This window comes from Micromonospora sp. NPDC052213 (assembly GCF_040679695.1).
In the GTDB taxonomy this organism is placed as follows: domain Bacteria; phylum Actinomycetota; class Actinomycetes; order Mycobacteriales; family Micromonosporaceae; genus Micromonospora.
Map to the genome: position 1 here is coordinate 15448 of NZ_JBFAVI010000039.1, position 19224 is coordinate 34671.

The following is a 19224-nucleotide window of genomic DNA, read 5'->3' on the forward strand; positions in this document are numbered from 1 at the left end:
CCGCCCCCACGGTCGCGGTCCGACTTCCCCTGGCGTTTCGCCACGCACCTGTCGGCGTCACGCCTCCCCCCGCCCCCCCCCACCCCCCCCCGCGCCCGCGCCCGGCCCCCCCCCGCGCCTCTGGTCACGTCGCCCGACGGGCGGCGGTGTTCGCCTACGCAGGCCGCCGCGGACCGACGACGGTCCAGCACAGGCCGGCGGGATCGCGCAGGATCGGCTGGTGCGCCGGACCCGCCGGCGGTTCGACGCGGGCACCGGCGGCGAGCGCCCGCCGCAGCACCGCCTCGGGGTCGGTCCGCTCGATGGTCAGCACGTCGTCCCCGCCCCCGGTTGGCGACCCCGCCCCGTCCCACTCGCTGACGGTCAGCCGGTGCCCGTCGACGGCCAGTTCCGCGTGCAGGACGCGGCCGTCGAGCAGGCACTCCCGCTGGAGCTGGACGGCGTCGAGGACGTCCGTGTAGAAGGCGACTACCTCGGCCGTGTCGCTGACCGAGAGGTGGGGCCCCGGCCCGTCGTTCGCTGACCTCATGAGACTCGTGCCCCCTTCCGCTACTCGGCGATCCGGGTCCGACCGGTCCAGCGGAACACCACGGGCACCTCGGCCGTCTCCGGGGCGTTGCCCCGCTCGAAGTGCTCGTACCCTCCGTAGTGCCGGACCTTGATCTTCTCCTCCGCCCGCGCCACCCGGTGACTGCGCAGGTCGGCCGGCAGATCGGCCGGGCCGCCCTCCAGGACGGCATCGATGACGCCGGCGACGTCCCGGGCGACCGGATCAGCTTGCGAAAAGTCCTTCATGGCACGACCTCCGTCGCATTCCGCACACCTCGGACGGGCCCGCCGCTGGCCGGCGGACGCGTCCACACAGGTCTGACGACACCCGTTGCCGGGGTGAACGGACGCTCCGGTCGAACGTCGTTGTTCCGGTGGCCGGCCGCCCGTTCCGCAGCGAACGTAATCCAGGTCACATCCGCCCGAACACCCTTAGCGGACCCCTAGGACCCGCCCTGGGCAGCGACGATGCTTCCGCGCGCCCGGGCGCCGGCCACCGGTCGACTCACTCCCAGCGGAAGAAGCGCGTCGCCAGCACGGAGCCGAGCACGGCCGTCACGGCCAGGGCGAGCAACTGCCCCCACTGCGGGCTGGCACCCGACCACGCCGCGCCGATGGTGTCCACCGTGGCGCCCAGCGGCGAGTAGTCGGCGATGAGGGCCAGGGCGGCCGGCATCCGGTCCCGGGGCAGCCAGGCGCCGGCCAGGAAGAGCAGCGGGAAGAACAGCGCGGGGCCGATCGACTGCGCCGCCCGGGCGGACGGCGCCAGCGCCGCGATCAGCAGCCCGACGGCGAAGAGGCAGGCCACCCCGAGCAGGAACGCCAGCACGAAGCCGGGGATGTTGGCCGGCGCCGGCTGGTCCAGCAGGAACCGTACGGCGATCGAGGTGATCACCGCACCGAGGACGCCCGCCACAAGGTTGACCACGACCTGGGCCACCAGCAGGAGGGCGGGCTGCACCGGGGTGGTCGCCAGGCGGCGCAGGACCCGGCGCTCGCGGTAGATGCCGAGTGCCATCGGCAGGGTGAAGAGCGCGAGCATACCGATCGTCAGTGACAGCGCCAGGGACGGCAGGAAGGTCTGCTCGGCGTGCTGCCCGGTGCCGGCGGCCGTGCCGCCGCGTTGCGGCAACCCGAAGACGAGCATCAGGCCGATCGGCAGGGCGAAGACGAAGAACAGCGACACCGGCTCCCGGAGGAACAGCTTCGTCTCGACGGCGATCAGCTTGGTCAGGGCGCTCACGATGACCTCCCGTCGGTCGGGGACTGCGTGGCGGTCCGGCCGGCACGGCCGGTGAGGGACACGAACGCGTCGTCGAGGCTGGGCTGCTCGACCCGGAGCGCGGTGTAGCGGATGCCGGCCCCGTTGAGCGCGGACAGGACCGACTGGAGCACGTCCGCCGTGCCGGTCACCGTCACCTCCGCGCCGTCGCGGGACACCCCGGTCACGTCGGGCAACCCGAGCAGCAGCGCGTCCTGGACCGGCTCGTCGGGCCGGAAGTGCACCCGGTGCTCGGTACCCACCCGGTTGAGCAGACCGGAGGGGCTGTCGATCGCCACCACCCGCCCCTGGTCGATGATCGCGAGCCGGTCGCAGAGGCGTTCCGCCTCCTCCATGAAGTGGGTGACCAGCACGACCGTGACGCCCCGGTCGCGGATCCGCTCGACCAGGTCCCAGGTGTCCCGGCGGCCCTGCGGGTCGAGCCCCGTGGTCAGCTCGTCGAGGATGGCGACCTCGGGCCGCCCGACCAGGGACAACGCCACCGACAGCCGCTGCTTCTGCCCGCCGGAGAGCTTCTGGAAGTAGGTGTTGCGCTGCTCGGCCAGGCCGAGGCCGGTCAGCAGCTCGTCGATGTCGGCCCGGTTGCGGTAGAAGGACCGGTAGAGGTCCAGCGCCTCCCACACCCGCACCTTGTCGGGCAGCTGGCTCTCCTGGAGCTGGGCGCCGACGCGCTGGCACACCTCGGCGCGGTCGCGGATCGGGTCGAGCCCGAGCACCCGGATGGTGCCGCCGTCGGGCCGGCGCAGCCCCTGCACGCACTCGACGGTGGTGGTCTTGCCCGCCCCGTTGGGGCCCAGCACGCCGAAGATCTCGCCCTGCTCGACGGTGAAGGAGACGTCCGCGACGGCGACCTTCTCCCCGTACCGTTTCTGCAGATGATCGACTTCGATGACCGGCATGGGCGTGGTCCTCCTTCACGTGCGGGCGGCCGTCAGGGCGGGCGGGACCCCCGGCTGATCGCGGCGTCGGCTGCGGTGACGTGCCAGCGCCGGCCCGCCCGCGAGGCCGGCCGACGCCCGACATCATCCGTCCAACGGAGGTACGAATCAATCGATCAGTTGACGAATCGGGGGTTTCGAACGGGATACGACCCGGGGACAGGGGTGTCGACCGGCGAGCCGGGCGCGGCGACAGGGGTGTTGGCCGGTTACCGCGCGTGTCCGTCGACGCGGTGGGGTGGGCCGGGCGCCGGGCAGAGGGGCAGCAGCTCGTCCAGCCGGGCCAGCACGACGTCGGGGCCGGCGGCGCGCAGGGCCTCCTCGTCGGACTCGCCCCACAGCGCGGCCACCGCGACCACCCCGGCCGCCCGCGCGCTGAGCAGGTCGCTCGGTGCGTCACCGACCATGAGCGCCTCCTCCGGCCGGGCCCCGAGCAGCCGCAGCGCCTGCCGCACGATGTCCGGTGCGGGCTTGGGCCGGGGCACCTCGTCCGAGCCCACCACGTGGTCGACGAGCGGCAACAGGTCGAGTCGGCCGAGCAGGTCCCGGGCCCGTACGCCGCTGCGGCCGGTCGCCACGGCCAGGCCGATCCCCCGCCGCCGCAGCGTGCCGAGCAGCTCCGTCACCCCGTCGACGGGGGTGACCCGGTGCGCGAGGCGGTTGCTCTCCCGGACGAACGGCTCGGCCAGCGCCGCCGGCAGGCCCATCAGCTCCAGCACGTCCGGCAGGTACCGGCCCGGGTGGCGGCAGTACTCCTCGACCGGGGCGACGCCGTCGCCGACCACCTCGCCGTACGCGAGGGCGAACGCCTCCCTGGCCACGGCGAGGCTGTCGACCAGCACCCCGTCGAGGTCGAGCACCACGGCCCGGACGCTCGCGGGCACCGGCACCCGTTCCGTCGTCTCCCCGGCCACCGACGCCACCTCCCGCCCGTCCGACCTCGCCGGCCGGTAGGGGTGGCAGGCCGGGGGACGCCCCGACTACGGTCGGGATCGTCGTCCCGGGCCTGCCGGCCGGGCGTACGCACCCGCCCGGAACCACCGGCGCACCGCCGACCCTACCGGCGTCCCGGACCCCCGGTCCGGCACCGGGTCACGCCCGGCTGCTCCGACCCGGGTCACGGCCCGGCCGATCCGACGCCGGGCCCGAGCCGCTGGAGAAGGGTCGCACCATGCCGCTGCTGAGCTGGCTCTCGGAAGGCACCGACGAGCGTCCGGACGCGATCCGCGTCGACGGCCGGGCGGTGTCCGGGGTGGAGCTGCGCCGCCTGGCCGCGGCGGTCGCGGACGAGCTGCGCGGCGTCGACCGGGTGGCGATCGAGGCGACCGCGACCCTGGAGACGGTGGTCGGGGTGGTCGGCGCGCTGACCGCCGGGGCGGCGGTCGTGCCGGTGCCGCCGGACGCCGGACCGATGGAACGGGACCACATCCTGCGCGACTCGGGGTCGACGGCGCTGCTCGTCCCGGCCGGCGCGGAGCGCCCGGCCGACGGCGCGGGCCGGGCCGTCGTCCCGATCGACCTGACCCGGCGCTCGGACACCACGCACCCGGAGCCGGACCCGGCCCGCACCGCGCTGATCCTCTACACCAGCGGCACCACCGGCGCGCCGAAGGGCGCGGTGATCTCCCGCCGCGCGGTGGCCGCGTGCCTTGACGGCCTGGCCGACGCCTGGGCCTGGACGCCGGACGACCTGCTGGTGCACGGCCTGCCGCTGTTCCACGTGCACGGGCTGGTGCTCGGTGTGCTCGGGCCGCTGCGGCTGGGCAGCCGGCTGCACCACGTCGGCCGGCCGCGTCCGGAGCGGTACGCGGCCGCCGGGGGCTCGATGTACTTCGGCGTACCCACGGTGTGGTCCCGGGTCGCCGCCGACCCCGACGCGGCGCGGGCCCTGCGCCCGGCGCGGCTGCTCGTCTCGGGCAGCGCGGCGCTGCCGGCGGCGGTCTTCGCGGACCTCGCCGCGCTCACCGGCCACCGGGTCGTCGAGCGGTACGGGATGACCGAAACCCTGATCACGGTGAGCGCCCGGGCGGACGGCCCGCGTCGGTCGGGCACCGTCGGGCTGCCGCTGCCCGGAGTGCGGACGCGGCTGGTCGACGAGCAGGGCGCCACGCTGCCGGCCGACGGGGCGGCGATGGGCGAACTCCAGGTCAGCGGCCCCACCCTCTTCGACGGGTACCTGAACCGTCCGGACGCCGACGCGGCGAGCCGCACCCCGGACGGCTGGTTCCGCACGGGCGACGTCGCCACCGTCGACCCCGACGGCTGGCACCGGATCGTCGGCCGGGCGTCCACCGACCTGATCAAGAGCGGCGGCTACCGGATCGGCGCCGGCGAGGTGGAGGACGCCCTGCTGGCGCACCCGGGAGTCCGGGAGGCCGCCGTGGTGGGGATCCCGCACCCGGACCTCGGCCAGCAGGTCACCGCGTACGTGGTGGGCGACGGGGTGGACGGGCCGGAGCTGGTGGACTTCGTGGCCCGGCACCTGTCCGCGCACAAGCGGCCGCGCGAGGTGCGCCTGGTCGACGCGCTGCCCCGCAACGCCCTCGGGAAGGTGCAGAAGAACCGGCTGCTGGCGGACTGACCGGTCGGTCGGCCGGTCGGTCGGTCGGTCGGCGACCCTGGTGGGGGCGAGCGGGTCAGACGGCCGCCGGGATGCTGATCGCGGTGACCACCAGGCCCCGGCCGACCAGGAACCGGCCGGCGAAGGCGGCCACCGGCACCCCGCCGAGCACCGGGCCGGGCACCAGCAGGTGGGCGGTGAACGTCCCGGCCGGATCGAGCACGATGTCCGCCTCGGCGAAGTCCAGCCACCGGCCGGTGAGCGGAAACCACGCCTTGTAGACCGACTCCTTCGCGCTGAACAGCAGGCGGTCCCAGCAGACCGACGGGTCGGCGGCGGTGAGCGCCGCGGTGCGGGCCCGCTCGGCCGGCAGGGCGATCGCGTCGAGCACCCCGTCGGGCAGCGGCGCGTGCGGCTCGGCGTCCACCCCGAGGGTGGCGAAGGCCGCCGTACGCCCGAGGACGGCCGCCCGGTAGCCCTCGCAGTGCGTCATGCTGCCGACCACGCCGTCCGGCCAGACCGGGGCGCCCCGTACGCCGGACAGGATCGGCACCGGGGGGAAGCCCAGCTCGCCGAGAGCCCGGCGGGCGCAGTGCCGCACGGTGGTGAACTCCCGGCGGCGCTTCTCCACCGACGCGGCGACCAGCGCCTCCTCCTCGGGGAACAGGGTCAGGCCGGCGGGGTCGGCGAACGACTCGGCCACCGCCACGGTGGAGGGCAGGATCTGCTCGATCACGGTCGCCGATGCTAGGCGCTGCGGCGGCCGGCACCGCCCCGACGCCGGCCGTAGGGTGCACCATAGGGGTCGGGTACGGGTGCCGGGCCGCGCGGGCGGCTGCCAGTCTGGGGGGTGCCCCGACCCACGGGTGGGACAGCGGATCGGTCGGATGGATGCGGGAAAGCGATGCTCACTGGCAAGGTGGTGCGGTTCGACGAGGTGCGGGGCTACGGGTTCATCGCCCCGGACGACGGCAGCGACGACGTGTTCGTGCACGCGAACATGCTGGACGGTGACAAGTGGTCGTTGACGCCCGGCGTCCCGGTGGAGTATGACGCGGTGGAAACCGACCGCGGCCCCAAGGCCGTGCTGGTGCGGGTGGTCGGCGCGGCAGCGGCAGGGGAGCGGGCCGGGACGGCCCGGGCCGGCGTGCCGGTTGCCGGCGGGCGGGGTCGGGAGAGCGGGCAGGTCGCGGGCGGCGCGGACGACGAGGACGGCCTGTGCGACGTGCTCTCCGAGCGGGCGTTCTCCGCGGAGACCACGGAGGCGCTGGTGACCTCCGTGCCGGACCTGACCGGGGCGCAGATCGTGGCGGTGCGTGCCCGGATGCTGGCCCTGGCCCGACGGCACGGCTGGGTGGAGGGCTGACGCCGCCCGCCTCGTCGCGGAACCACCGGCACGGCGCGGACCAGCCGCACGGCGAGCGTCTGCACGAGGAGCCGGCGCGGACCAGCCTGCCGCGCCCCGGCCGGGCATGGTGCCGACCGGCCGGTTCAGCCGGCGGCGACCAGCAGGGACTTCCTGATCCGACCGAGCGCGGTGCGGGGCAACTCGTCGACGAAGTGCACCCGGCGGGGGCGTTGGGCGGCCGAGAGGTGCCGCCCGACGTGGTCGATCAGCACCTGCGCGGTCAGGTTCTCGGTGGCGACGACGTAGGCCGTGACCTGTTCGCCGAGCGTGGGGTGCGGCGTGCCGACGACGGCGGCGTCCCGGACGCCGGGGTGGTTCATCAACGCCTCCTCGACCTGGCCGGCGTGCACCCGCCGGCCGCGGCTGTGCACCACGTCGAGCCCTCGGCGTCCGATGATCCGGTGTGACCCGTCGGCGGCCACGGTTGCCAGGTCACCGGTGGCGTGCCAGGGACCAGCCGCGTCCCGTCCGCCGCCGTCGACGTAGCCGCTGAACAGCGTCGGCCCGCGGACGCTCAGCTCGCCCACCGCTTCGCCGTCGGCCGGCACGGGCCGGTCCTCGTGGTCCAGCACCCGGGTCTCGACGCCCGGCAGGGGGGTGCCGACGGCTCCGTCGACCGGTGGGTCGCCGGCCCGACCGGTCATCGCGACGAGGGTCTCGGTCGTGCCGTACGCCTGGACCGGTGCGTGCGAGGTGAGCAGCCGGAGTCGCTCGGCCACGGCGGTGGCCAGCGGGGCGTCCGCGGAGATCAGGATCCGCGCCGTGGCCAGCGACCGGGCCAGCGGGCCGTTCCGCGCGATCCTCGCCCACTGTGTGGGCAGCGCCAGGTACATGGTGCCGGTCGGCCCCGCGCAGGCGTTCCGGTCGAGGTGGACGAAGCGGCTGCCGGCCCGCAGCGCGCCGAGCAGGCCGACGACCAGGCCGTACGCCCGGAACAGCGGCGCGCCCTGGACCACGACGTCCTCCCCGCTCCAGCGCCAGGCGTCGGCCAGCAGGTCGAGGTCGGCGGCGATGGCGCGACGCGAGATGCGCACCCCGCGCGACGGCCCAGCGGCTCCTCCGGTGTAGAGGATGACCGCGTCGGCGCCCGGCTCGGGCTCGGGATGGTGCGTCGAGGAGCGCTGGCGCAGGTCGACGGGAACCGTGGGCAGCCGGTCGCCGCCGGGCTGGCGCGCTCCGAGGACCACCGTCGTCCCGGACTGCCGCAGGATGCGGTTCCGCTCGTGCTGCTCGGCGCCGGGCGGCAGTGGCACGAGCGGAACGCCCGCGTGGACGGCGCCGAGCATGCCCACGACCGTCTCCAGGGTCGGCGTGGCGTCGACCGCGACCACGCCGGCGTCCCTGATCCGGTCGGCGACCGCGGTGACGCAGCCGAGCAGGGCCTCACTGGAGAGCGTGCCGCCGGCCACCCTGACCGCATCGGCCCGGTCCGCGCCCGATCCCCGCAGCGCCGGCAGCAGCGTCATCCCCGTTATCCCCTGCCAGGGACGTGCACGAGTCGCGGCAGCAACTGGGACATCACGACGGCCACAGGACCCTTCACGTCATGGGGTTCGAGCAGCCCCATATCCGGCCATCCCGCCATCGACGCGGGTGTCCCGAAATTAGGCTGCGCAATGGTCCGGCACAACCCCTAGCCACCCGGCCAGGTCCCCTGCCGACGACGGCGGGCCAGGTCGGACGCGATGTGGCCCCGCCTTTGGCGACGGCCGGCAGGACCCTTCTGGCGCCCACGCGACACTGTGGAGAGAATACCGTCCGCCAGGAGCGGTCAACAATGGAGCCCCATCGACGGCGGAATTGTCGGACGACCACCGCGCGAAACGACGAAAATCAGTTCCGCGGGGGCAATCTCCTTCAATTCCAAAGAGCCAGTTTCCTTCAATTTTAAACAGGCCCGGCGCCGACGGCGGCACCCGCTCCCGACGACCACCGGTCGCATAATTCATTTTTAACAACATAATCGCTTAATGTTCCCAAAGGTCCGAATCGGGCATGCCCGGCACGATGCCGTGACGCAGGCCCTCCCACCCGGCCGACGCGACCACCGCCATCGGCGTGGGGGACGCATTACCTCGGGAGCAAACAGAGGATCTCTCACAATTTCCCGCCGGCCCACCAGGCAGCCGGCACCTCCCGGAAACCGGACCGGGACGGGCGGGCCGGCCACCGACCGGCGACGCGACCAGGACCCCGAGCGCGGGGCGTCGCACGTCGCTCGTGAGGACCGGCCGGGCGGGGCCGACGCTCGCCCCAACCGGCCGCCACCACCGGGCCGACCGGGCTGAACTGCCCCCATCCGACGGGCGCGAGGCTCCGCCCACCCCTCCGGCGGCCGACCGGGCAGCTCCCGAGTGGCATGACGACACGGCCGGCCGGGCCGGGCGGGGACGGACCTCGCTCGCGGCCCCGCGGGCGACTCACGCACGCCTAGCACGGGAAGGCGCGACAACCAATGGCCGACATCGCCAGGAAATGCGACCTGGACGACTGGCGCAACACCTGGTCACGTTACGGGATCAGGCGGCGACTTTCTGTTGTGAATCCCGCGCCCGACGCGTGATGTCGACGGCAAGGACACCCGAACCGATGTTTGCCTATCCTTTACAAACCTCGGCTTGCCGCCCAATTGCCGAACTGCCATACTCCCACCATCACGGCGGTCGATAGGGGGAGACCGGCCGAGAGGAGCTGGGGAATTATCACCGGCGCTGGCGGGCTGCGACTCGGAGCCACCAGTCGGTCAAGTCGGTCGATGGCTGCCCGCCACTCCTCGACGGCGATCTATATAACCAAAACTGGAATGGGTCGAGAATTGCCGGTCTCCGATTTCGTCGAGCTCCAGGGCCGCGCAGGGCAGCTGGCGTGTCCGGTGACCGCGGGCCGCCCGCTCCTCCGGAGGCCGCGTCGATGGAGCTGACCGAGCGGTCGTGCCAGCTCGACCTGCTGGAACGCCGGCTCGCGGACCTGATCGCCACCGGCGGCACCCCCACCGGCCGGACGGTGACCGTGCTGACCGGCCCGGTCGGCTCCGGCAAGACCGCGCTGTTGCAGGCCTTCGCCCGGCGCGCCGGCGAGGCCGGGGCGCGCGTCCTCGGCGCGAGCGCGTCCCGCGCCGAACGCACCGTCCCGCTGGAGGTCGTCCGCCAACTCGTCCGGGCCGCGTCGTTGGAACCCGACGACCGGGCCCGCGTCGGGCGGCTGCTGGACGCGGGCTCCCTCGCCTGGGCCGACGTCGACGGCACCGACGACGAGGACACGGCCCGCAGCACCGCCGCGATCGGCGGGGCCCTGCTCGAGCTGACCGCCCGGGGCCCGCTCGTCGTCGCGGTCGACGACGTCCACCACGCCGACGTGGCGTCGCTGCGGTGCCTCGACTACATGGCCCGGCGGATCGCCGGCCTGCCCGTGCTGGTCCTGCTGACCGAGGCGCCGCGCACCAGGCCGTGGCGCCCCGAGGTCTACGCCGAGCTGCTGCAACCCGCGCGGCTGCACCGCATCCGGCTCCCGCTGCTCACCGTCGAGGGGACGTTCCAGGTGCTCGCCCACCGCCTCGACGTCCCGGTCGCCCGAACCATCGCCGAGGAGAGTCACCGGATCAGTGGCGGCAGCCCACTGCTGGTGCACGCGCTCGCCGACGACCAGGCCGCCGCGCCCCGGTCCGCGGACCACCCCGTCGCCGGCGAATCGTTCCGGGAAGCCGTGCTGAGCTGCCTGTACCGCTGCGACCATCCGGTCCTCGAGGCCGCCCGGGTGCTCGCCGTGACCGGCGACTCCCTGCACGGCAACCTGGTGCCCCAGCTCGTCGGCGCCCGGTCGCGGTCCGCGCTGGGCGCCGTCGACGGCTCGACCAGCGCCGGGCTGGTCACCGAGGCGGGGCTGCGGCATCCGGCGGTGGGTCAGGCGGTGCTCGACGGGATGACCGCCGAGGAACGCGCCCGGCTGCACCTGGAGGCGGCCTGCCTGCTGCACGACGAGGGCGCGCCGCAGGCACGGATCGCGCCGCACCTGGCCAAGCTCGACGAGCTGACCGAGCCCTGGATGGCGCACAGCCTGCTGGACGCCGGCGAGCAGGCGTTGGTCGACGGCGAGGTGGAGACCGCCCTGCGGTATCTGCGCCGGGCGAACCGGAACGCCGTCGGCGACTGCCTGCGGGCGCGGATCCGCTCCGCGCTGGCCCGCGCCGAGTGGCAGCTCGACCCGCAGGCGGCGGTCCCCCACCTGATCGGCGTCGCCACCGCCGTCCGCGCCGGGCACCTGGGCAGCGAGCAGGCGGCGGGGCCGATCCAGTACCTGCTCTGGCACGGTGAGGTCGACAAGGCCGTCGAACTCGTCCAGCACCTGAACGACCGGGCCGACAGCGCGGATCCGCGGTCCGCGGCCGAGCTGCTCGTCACCACCGGCTGGATGTCCACCCTCTATCCCGGGGTCACGGTCGACCGGCCCAAGCCCACCACCGCCGCCCGGGACCCGTTCACCATGGCCAAGGTCAGGCGCGGGCTCGAGGGAGCCTCCCTGCTGTCCGCCGCGCTCGAACGCGGTGACGCCACGGTGGTCGACGACGCCGAGCGGGCCCTGTCCACCGGCGGGCTGGACGACGAGTCGAGCATGTGGACCAGCGTCTGCGCCATCATCGCCATGATCTACGCCGACCGGCTGGACCTGGCCGGCGACTGGTGCGACCGGCTGGGGCGCAATCCGGCCGCCCGACGCCACCCCTCGCCATCGGCGACCCTCGCGGTCCTCCGGGCGTCCGTCAGCGGCCGGCTCGGCGACCTGCCCCGCGCGGAGCGGCTCGCGGACGAGGCGCTGGGCCAGCTCTCGCCGAAGGGTTGGGGGGTGGCGATCGGGATGCCGCTCGCCGTCCGCCTACGGGCCCTCACCTTCATGCACGAGCTCGACGCGGCGGCCGCCTGCCTCCAGGTGCCGGTCCCGCCGGCGATGTTCAAGACCCCGATCGGGCTGCACTACCTGCACGCCCGCGGGACGCACGCTCTCGCCGCGGGAAGCCCCGAGGACGCGCTGGCCGACTTCCAGCTCTGCGGGCAGTTGATGACCTCGTGGCGGCTGGACCACTCGGGTCTGGTCCCGTGGCGGACGGAGTCCGCCCGGGCGCTGCTCCGGATGGGCCGCCGCCAGCAGGCCGGGAAGCTGGTCCGGGAGGAGCTGGCCCGGCTGCGACCCGTCCAGCTGCGCTGCCGGGCCGCCGCACTGCGGGTGCTGGCCGCCGCGGAGGACGGGCCGGACCGGATCACCCACCTGCGCAGCGCCGCCCGGCTGCTGCGGCAGTGCGGCGACCGGGTGGAGCTGGCGCACAACCTGACCGACCTCGGCCACGCCTACCAGCAGGCCGGCGACCGGCGGGAGGCCCGCGCCGCGGCCCGGGCGGCCCGGGTCCTCGCCGAGGAGTGCGGCATCCCGCTGCTGCGGGCCAGCACGGCCACCGCCGGCTCCGGTTCGGCCGAAGGCCCCGCGGGCACGGCGGTGGTGGTCGACGGGCTCAACGACGCGGAGTCCCAGGTGGCCACCCTGGCCGCCCAGGGCCACACCAACCGCGAGATCGCCGAGAAACTCTTCCTGACGGTCAGCGCCATCGAACAGCGGCTGACCCGGATCTACCGGAAGCTGAACGTCAACTCGCGCAACGAACTGGCCGCCCGGCTGCGGCTGCACCGGCCCGGCGCGACCCCGCTGCACCCGCCGTCGCCCGGCCTGGGCGAACCGGGGGGCCGTCCCCCCGGACCACGGTTCCGCTGACCGTCACCCGCCGTCCACCGGCGCCGTCCGCCCGCGCCGTCCCGGACCGACCGACTTCCGCCGACACGGTCCGGCCGACGAACAGCCGCCCACCAACCCGGGGGCGGCTGTTCGTCGGGTCACACTCCGTCCGTCGGGCATGCGCGCGGGAACCAGGTATGGCAACGTCGAGGCGTACCGCGGAAACCCGTCGTTCACGGTGTCGTCATCTCGGGCCGTCCGGCCAAACTCGACACCCCTTGCGGCGCATCGCGCAACCCCTATCGACGGACAAGATCCGCACGTTTGCGCGCGAAACGATGGGGTCCCGCGCCCGTTGTCGCACAACCACCCCGGTGCCAGACTCGCCTGGGCACACGGACCGTCCGGTGATCGGCATGGTTCGGCAGTGAATTTCCAGGTCCACCCGGCACGGCGGCCCGGTGCGCTCCACCCCTACCCCCGATGGGCGCGGTGGAGGGGCGGCTGTCCGGCAAGGGGGCGGTGTCGGGCAGCGCCGGGGTTCCGGCGCCGCACCGCGTACGAGAAGGGCTGACACGCTGGTGTTGGTGCAGCAGGAGGAGCAGACGACCCGCCTCCGGCGGGCATTCCGCGCGTGCGAGGAGCAGCAGCGAGGTCACGTCGCGCTGGTCACCGGCGCGGTGGGAAGCGGCAAGACCAGTCTGCTGGAGGCGTTCGGCGAGTGGGCGGCCGCCAACGGCGGGCAGGTGATGAGCGCTGCGGGCTCACGGGCGGAGCGCGGGCTCCACCTGGGAGTGATCGGGCAATTGCTCCACAGTGCACGGCTCGCGCCCGACGCGGCGGCCCGGGTCGAGAAGCTGATGGGCGACGCCACCTTCGCCACGTCCCTGCCCGAGCCCGGCGGTGAGGCCGCCGCGGGCGACCGGGCCTGGGCTCCCCTGCTGCACGGCCTCTTCGCCACCCTGCTCGACCTGACCGGCACCGGGCCTCTGGTCCTCGTCGTCGACGACGTGCACCACGCGGACCCGGCCTCGTTGCACTGCCTTCTCTACGTGACCCGCCGGCTGCGCCACGCCCGGATCATGGTCGTGCTCGCCGAGGCGTCGACGCTGCGCCCGCCGCACCCGCTGTTCCGGGCCGAGTTGCTCAGCCAGCCGCACTTCGCCCGGATCACCCTGCCGCCGCTGACCGTGGACGCCGTCGCCCGGCTCGTCGGAGGCGACCCCGAGGCCGCCGACGCCCGGGAGACGGCGGAACGCTGCCTGGGCATGACCGGCGGCAACCCGCTGCTCACCCGGGCGCTGCTCGAGGAGCGGGCCAGCGGCGGGACGGGCGACGGCGCCGGCCCGGCCGTCGGCGACGCGTTCGACCAGGCCGTGCTCGGCTGCCTCTACCGGCACGAGCCCGGGGTACGCCGGGTGGCGCAGGCACTGGCGGTGCTCGACCGGCCCGCCCCGACCGAGCTGCTCGGTCACCTCCTCGACGTGGCACCCGAGTCCGCGGTCCCGGCGGTGCGGGTGCTGCGCACCTCCGGCCTGATGGAGGCCGACCAGTTGCGCCACCCACGCATCCTGCACTCGATCCTCGGCGACATGTCGTCCGACGAGCGGCGCGGCCTGCACCAGCGGGCCGCCGAGGTGCTGCACGACCACGGCGCCGAGCCGAGCGTGGTCGCCGAGCATCTGGTGGCCGCCGGCTGGGCGGACGCGCCGTGGGTGGTGCCGGTGCTGCAGGACGCCGCCGGACACGCCCTGGCCTCGGGCCGCCCCGACGTGGCCGCCGCCTGCCTGCGCCTGGTCTCCCGCGTGTGCGTCGACGAGCGGCAGCGGGCCGCCACCACCGAGATGCTGGTGAGCGCCCGCTGGCAGGTCAACCCGCTGGCCGTGAACGGGCAGCTCGGCGAGCTGGTGGAGACGGCGCGGGCCGCCGGGCGGTCCAGCGACGTCGGCCTGTCCGCCGTGCCCTACCTGCTCTGGCAGGGTCGCGTGGAGGAGGCCGCCGAGGCCGTCAGCGGCTTCTCCACCGAGGATGAACACGGCCCGGGCGGCGTGGCCGCGCGACTGCGGATGATGCAGCTGCTGGTCGCCCTGTCCCACCCCGACCACCTGGCCACGGTGCGGGAGACCCCGAGCGCGTGGGCCCGGGCGGCGAGCGCGCCGACCACGATCAGCCCGCTGCTGCAGGCGGTGACGGTGCTGCACACCGCGCTGACGCCGACGGCCGAGAACGACACCGTGGCGACCGCCGAGCAGCTCCTCCAGCGCCACCACACGGACGACGGCTCGCTGGGCATGCTGACCGCTCCCCTGCTGGCGCTGCTGTGGGCCGGCCGGTCCGACCGGGCCGCGGCCTGGGGGGACGTCCTGCTCGGCCGGCCGGCCGCCCGGCACGCCCCGGTGTGGCGGGCCGTCATCCGGGCGGTCCGGGCCGAGGCGGCGCTGCGCGTCGGTGACCTGCCCGGCGCCGAGCACCACGCCCGCACGGCGCTGGAGGACATCCCCGCCCCGGCGTGGGGCGTGGCGGTCGCGGGCCCGCTGGCCACGCTGGTCGCCTGCGCGACCGAGGCGGCCCGGTTGTCCGAGGCCGACCGGTGGCTCGCCCACCCGGTTCCGCCCGGCGTGTTCCGCACCCCGCTGGGCCTGCACTACCTGGCCGCCCGTGCCCGGCACCACCTGGCCGCACGGCGGCCCCACGCCGCGATCACCGACCTGCGGCGGTGCGGCGAGCTGATGCGCACCTGGGGCATCGACGCGGCCGGGCTGGTGCCGTGGCGGCTGGAGCTGGCCCGGGTGCAGCTCAGCGTCGGCAACAAGGCGCAGGCCACGCAGCTCCTCCAGGAGCAGCTGCGGGTGCCGCACGGGGTCGACGACCGGACGCGGGGTCGGACGCTGCGGCTGCTCGCCACCACCGCCGCCCCGGACCATCGGCGGAAGCTGCTCTCCGAGGCGGTCAACCTGTTGCAGGCGTGCGGCGACCGGCTGGAGTTGGTGCGGGCGCTCGGCGACACCGGCCAGACGTTGCAGCGGGCGGGTGACTCGGCGCGGGCCCGGCTGCTGGTCCGCCGGGCGTACCAACTGGCCCAGGACTGCGGGGCGTCGGTGCTGGCCCAGCGACTCATCCGGCGGGAGCCGGGCGAGGTGCTGCCGGCGTACCCGGCCGGCGCCGAGACGCAGGAGCCGGACGACGGGCTGAGCGAGGCCGAGCGCCGGGTGGCCGCGCTGGCCGCCCAGGGCCACACCAACCGCCAGATCTCCAGCAAGCTGTTCATCACGGTGAGCACGGTCGAGCAGCATCTGACGAGGGTGTACCGCAAGCTCGACGTGAAGCGGCGCACGGACCTGCCGGCCCGGCTCGTGGCGCACGCCGATCCGCTGCCCGAGGACGCGCGGGTCGAGGCGTCCTGACGGTGCGGGCGGGACGGGCCACGACGTGCCGCCCCGCCCTGTCGCCGTTCCTGGACAACGTCACCACCGTCATGCTCCCTGCCGTGGGGGCCGCCCCCCCCCCCCCCCCGGGGGCTGCGCCGTTAAACACAAAAAAACCACCCTGTACCTCCGCGCTCCGCACCCCCCCCCCCCCCCCCCGGCGGCCCCCCACGGCCCCGCATCCGAAAGGATTTCATTTACGCTCGTCGAACAGATACCAGGTTTGGCCAGGCCAGACTAATGCGGGAAGGCTCACCTCGCCTCTGGACTTAGCTCCTCGCCGTCGGTAGGTTCAAGTCCGACGGCGAGCTTCAATGAATGGAGTCGGTCGGTCGTCCAACCGGCTGCGCGGGAAGCGGGGCGGCAATGACGCTAACCTTCATCGTCGGGACCGGACGTTGCGGATCCACACTCCTGTCAACGATCCTGCACACCCATCCCGCGATATCGAGCCTCAGTGAATTCTTCGCCACGGTCCGGCTTCGCGCGTTCCCGCCGCGGCCGATCAACGGACTCCAGTTCTGGCAACTGCTGGCAAAACCCGACCCGAACCTGGACGGAATGGTGGGCAGCGGGCTGCGTGTCCCGGAGCATCTCTACCCCTACGACTCCGGCCGCTTCCGCCCGCAGACCGGCGTACCGGCGATCTGCCACATGACCCTGCCGATGTTGACGAACGACCCCGACGCGCTGCACGACGAACTGGCCGGGGAGGTGCGGCGCTGGCCGCGCCGGCCGGTGGTCGAGCACTACCGGCACCTGTTCGCGTGGATGCGCGACCGATTCGGCCGGTCGGTGACCGTGGAACGCTCCGGTCTCTCACTGCCGCTGGTGGGCCAGCTTCGGGCGACATTTCCGGAAGCACGATTCATCCACATGTACCGCGACGGGCCGGACTGCGCGTTGTCGATGAGTCGGCACGCCGGATTCCGCATGATCATGCTCGCCATCGAGGCCGCGCGGCTCGCCGGCGCACCCCCCAAGGAATTCAACGGCGAATACATTCCGCTGCCACCGCGGCAACTCCGACTACTGCCCCCGGATTTCGCCAAGATGTTCATGGGGCAACTGGACCCGGATTTCATCATGGGCACCGACCTTCCGTTGCCGGAATTCGGTCGGCTGTGGTCGTCACTGATCCAGCAAGGGGTGGAAAGTCTGTCGCACGTTCCGCCCGGGTCGCGGATGTCACTGCGCTACGAAACACTGCTGGCCGATCCGGTGCCACAGCTGACCATGCTGGCGGAGTTCATCGGCGTGGAGGCCGAGCAGAGCTGGTTGGACGAGGCGTGCCGCCGCCTCGACCTGTCCCGTGCCGGGAGCGCCACGAGGCTCGACCCGGCGGTCCTGGCCGATCTGCGCAGCGCCTGCTCGCCAGGCGAGGAGGCGCTGCGCGCGGCGGCGTCACCCCGTCTCGTGCCGGTCAGTCCATCGCCCGGCGCATGAAACCGCGGATGCCGATCGCCGTGAACACCACGAACACCCCGGCGAGAACGAGCATGTCGAGCCAGAGCGGCACCGACTCCACCCCGGACGGGCCGACCAACGACCGGGTGGCCTCGCTGACGTAGGTGAGCGGGTTGAGCGAACAGATCACCTGGTACCAGCGCAGCGAGTCCAGGCCGAGCAGCGGGAACTGGGTCGCGCCGGTGAACATCAGCGGGGTCATCACCACGGTGAACATGATCTGGATGTGCTGCGTCGGGACCAGGGTGCCGAAGGTCAGGCCCACCGCCGCGCCCACCAGCGCGCCGACCGCCAGCACCCCGATCACCTTGAACACCACCGCCCAGGGCCAGGTGACGTCGAGCATGAGCATGCCGACCGGGATCAGCACCACGCCGGCGATCAACCCGCGGATGCCGCCGAAGACGATCTTCTCCAGGGCCACCAGCGGGATCGCCATGGGCGACAGGAGACGGTCCTCGATCTCCCGGGTGAAGGAGAAGTCCATCACCATCGGCAGCGCGGTGTTCTCCAGCCCGATCAGGAAGGCGTTCAGCGCGATCACGCCGGGCAGCAGCACGTTGGTGAAGTCGTCGCTGGCGTACCCCAGGTCGCCGAGCACCTTGCCGAAGATCAGCAGCATGAACAGCGGCTGGATGAAGACCTGGAGCAGGAAGCCCACCAGCTCCCGGCCGGTGACGAACAGGTCCCGCGAGAGCACCGCGCGGAACGTGGCGAACTGGTCCATCGCGCGCACCGGCGACGGCGCGGACGGGGTGGCGGGGGCGGTGACGCTCACCGAAGTTCCCTTCCGGTCAGGTGGATGAAGACGTCTTCCAGGCTGGGCTGGCCGATGTTGAGGTCGCGGACCTCGCAACCCAGGTCGGCGAGGATCTTCAGCGCCATCGGGATGGCGTTGGCCGGCTGGGTGCCGGTGTAGACCCGGAAGGAGAGCGTGCCGTCGGGGTCGGCGGGCGCCTCGGGCGCCGGCGCGGGCATCGGCATCGGCGGCATGCCGGGGAACGTCGGCGCCGCGGCGGCGGCTCCCGGGCTCGCCTTGAAGTGCTCCACCCGCTCCACGTCGGGGATGGCGCCGAGCGCGGCCCGCACCTCCTCGGCGGGGGCACCGGCGGCCACCACGAGAGTCAGCGTGCTGCTGCCGGGCAGGGTACGGGTCAGCGCGGCGGGGGTGTCCAGCGTGAGCAGCTTGCCGTGGTCGACGATGCCGACCCGGTCGCAGAGCTTCTCCGCCTCGTCCATGTCGTGGGTGGTCACCACGACGGTGACGCCGGCCCGCTTCAGCTCGGCGACCCGGTCGTGCACGAAGAGCCGGGACTGCGGGTCGAGGCCGCTGGACGGCTCGTCGAGGAACAGCACACGGGGCGAGTGCATGAGCGCCCGGGCGATCATGGTGCGCTGCGCGAGGCCCCCGGAGAGGAAGTCCGTGCGGGCGTTGGCGAACTCCTTGAGCCCCATCTGCTCCAGCAGTTCGTCGGCGCGCCTGGCCCGCTGCGCCCGGGGCACCCGGTGGTACGCGGCGTGGAACAACAGGTTCTGCCGGACGGTCAGCGCCCGGTCCAGGTTCACCCGCTGCGGCACGACCGCCAGCAACTGCCGGGCCACGGCCGGCGCGCGCGCGACGTCCGCCCCGCAGACGGTCGCCCGCCCGGAGGTGGCCCGCACCCGCGTCGTCAGCACACCGATCGTCGTGGTCTTGCCCGCGCCGTTCGGCCCGAGCAGACCGAAGACCTCGCCCGCGGCGACGGTGAAGCTCAGCCCGTCCACCGCCGCCGGCATGTTGGGCTGGTACTGCTTGACCAGCTCCTCGACCACCACTGCCTCGTCCACGTCGCCATGCTCCCGTTCTGGTCACCGCTACGACAGATGTCGATAGTCGG

14 protein-coding genes are annotated in these 19224 nt (G+C 73.9%); 5 read left to right on the forward strand and 9 right to left on the reverse strand.

Features of this window, described 5'->3' with window-relative positions; genetic code table 11:
- Window positions 1-154: 154 nt before the first annotated feature.
- The 5 genes from AB0L34_RS12870 to AB0L34_RS12890 all read right to left on the reverse strand — a co-directional run bounded on the left by AB0L34_RS12870 (window position 155) and on the right by AB0L34_RS12890 (window position 3683).
- Window positions 155-529, reverse strand: a complete 375-nt coding sequence (locus tag AB0L34_RS12870) for a VOC family protein (RefSeq protein ID WP_363704483.1) — start codon at window positions 527-529, stop codon at window positions 155-157.
- A 20-nt stretch (window positions 530-549) separates the two neighbouring features.
- Entirely contained in the window at window positions 550-795 is a 246-nt protein-coding gene (locus AB0L34_RS12875; RefSeq protein ID WP_357463921.1) for a DUF5988 family protein, read from the reverse strand.
- A 259-nt stretch (window positions 796-1054) separates the two neighbouring features.
- Window positions 1055-1792 carry an ABC transporter permease gene (locus AB0L34_RS12880; protein WP_357463918.1) on the reverse strand — a complete coding sequence of 246 codons (738 nt, stop codon included), beginning with the start codon at window positions 1790-1792 and terminating at the stop codon, window positions 1055-1057.
- Window positions 1789-2730, reverse strand: coding sequence for an ABC transporter ATP-binding protein (locus tag AB0L34_RS12885; RefSeq protein WP_357463915.1), 942 nt, complete (start codon window positions 2728-2730; stop codon window positions 1789-1791). The genes AB0L34_RS12880 and AB0L34_RS12885 overlap by 4 nt, the downstream gene beginning before the upstream one ends.
- A gap of 248 nt (window positions 2731-2978) precedes the next feature.
- The gene (locus AB0L34_RS12890) at window positions 2979-3683 is read right to left on the reverse strand and encodes an HAD-IA family hydrolase (RefSeq protein ID WP_363704486.1); all 705 of its coding nucleotides are present in this window, start codon (window positions 3681-3683) and stop codon (window positions 2979-2981) included.
- Window positions 3684-3940: 257 nt separating this feature from the next.
- On the opposite strand from AB0L34_RS12890, the gene AB0L34_RS12895 reads away from it, so the two are divergent.
- Complete coding sequence (locus tag AB0L34_RS12895) at window positions 3941-5350, forward strand: acyl-CoA synthetase (protein ID WP_363704488.1); 1410 nt, start codon at window positions 3941-3943, stop codon at window positions 5348-5350.
- Window positions 5351-5405: 55 nt separating this feature from the next.
- Here the strand turns inward: AB0L34_RS12895 and AB0L34_RS12900 are convergent, their stop codons facing one another.
- Window positions 5406-6065, reverse strand: coding sequence for a 4'-phosphopantetheinyl transferase superfamily protein (locus AB0L34_RS12900; protein WP_363704490.1), 660 nt, complete (start codon window positions 6063-6065; stop codon window positions 5406-5408).
- Window positions 6066-6233: 168 nt separating this feature from the next.
- Between AB0L34_RS12900 and AB0L34_RS12905 the strand changes: the two genes are divergently transcribed.
- On the forward strand, window positions 6234-6695 hold the full coding sequence (locus AB0L34_RS12905) for a cold shock domain-containing protein (RefSeq protein ID WP_363704492.1): 462 nt from the start codon (window positions 6234-6236) through the stop codon (window positions 6693-6695).
- A 125-nt stretch (window positions 6696-6820) separates the two neighbouring features.
- Here AB0L34_RS12905 and AB0L34_RS12910 read toward each other — a convergent pair whose 3' ends face one another.
- Window positions 6821-8203 carry an AMP-binding protein gene (locus AB0L34_RS12910; RefSeq protein WP_363704494.1) on the reverse strand — a complete coding sequence of 461 codons (1383 nt, stop codon included), beginning with the start codon at window positions 8201-8203 and terminating at the stop codon, window positions 6821-6823.
- A gap of 1444 nt (window positions 8204-9647) precedes the next feature.
- Here AB0L34_RS12910 and AB0L34_RS12915 point away from each other — a divergent pair.
- The 3 genes from AB0L34_RS12915 (at window position 9648) to AB0L34_RS12925 (ending at window position 17326) form a co-directional block, all read left to right on the forward strand.
- Window positions 9648-12494 carry an AAA family ATPase gene (locus AB0L34_RS12915; protein ID WP_363704496.1) on the forward strand — a complete coding sequence of 949 codons (2847 nt, stop codon included), beginning with the start codon at window positions 9648-9650 and terminating at the stop codon, window positions 12492-12494.
- 548 nt (window positions 12495-13042) lie between these two features.
- Complete coding sequence (locus AB0L34_RS12920) at window positions 13043-15859, forward strand: AAA family ATPase (RefSeq protein ID WP_363704498.1); 2817 nt, start codon at window positions 13043-13045, stop codon at window positions 15857-15859.
- A 387-nt stretch (window positions 15860-16246) separates the two neighbouring features.
- Entirely contained in the window at window positions 16247-17326 is a 1080-nt protein-coding gene (locus AB0L34_RS12925; RefSeq protein ID WP_363704500.1) for a hypothetical protein, read from the forward strand.
- Here the strand turns inward: AB0L34_RS12925 and AB0L34_RS12930 are convergent.
- Together AB0L34_RS12930 and AB0L34_RS12935 are read right to left on the reverse strand one after the other, a co-directional pair.
- A complete protein-coding gene (locus tag AB0L34_RS12930; protein ID WP_363704502.1) occupies window positions 17304-18125 on the reverse strand; it encodes an ABC transporter permease in 822 nt (273 codons plus the stop codon). The two genes, AB0L34_RS12925 and AB0L34_RS12930, sit on opposite strands and share 23 nt — an antisense overlap.
- Window positions 18122-19174 carry an ABC transporter ATP-binding protein gene (locus tag AB0L34_RS12935; protein ID WP_363704504.1) on the reverse strand — a complete coding sequence of 351 codons (1053 nt, stop codon included), beginning with the start codon at window positions 19172-19174 and terminating at the stop codon, window positions 18122-18124. Before AB0L34_RS12935 ends, AB0L34_RS12930 begins: the two co-directional genes overlap by 4 nt.
- Between the last annotated feature and the right edge of the window lie 50 nt (window positions 19175-19224).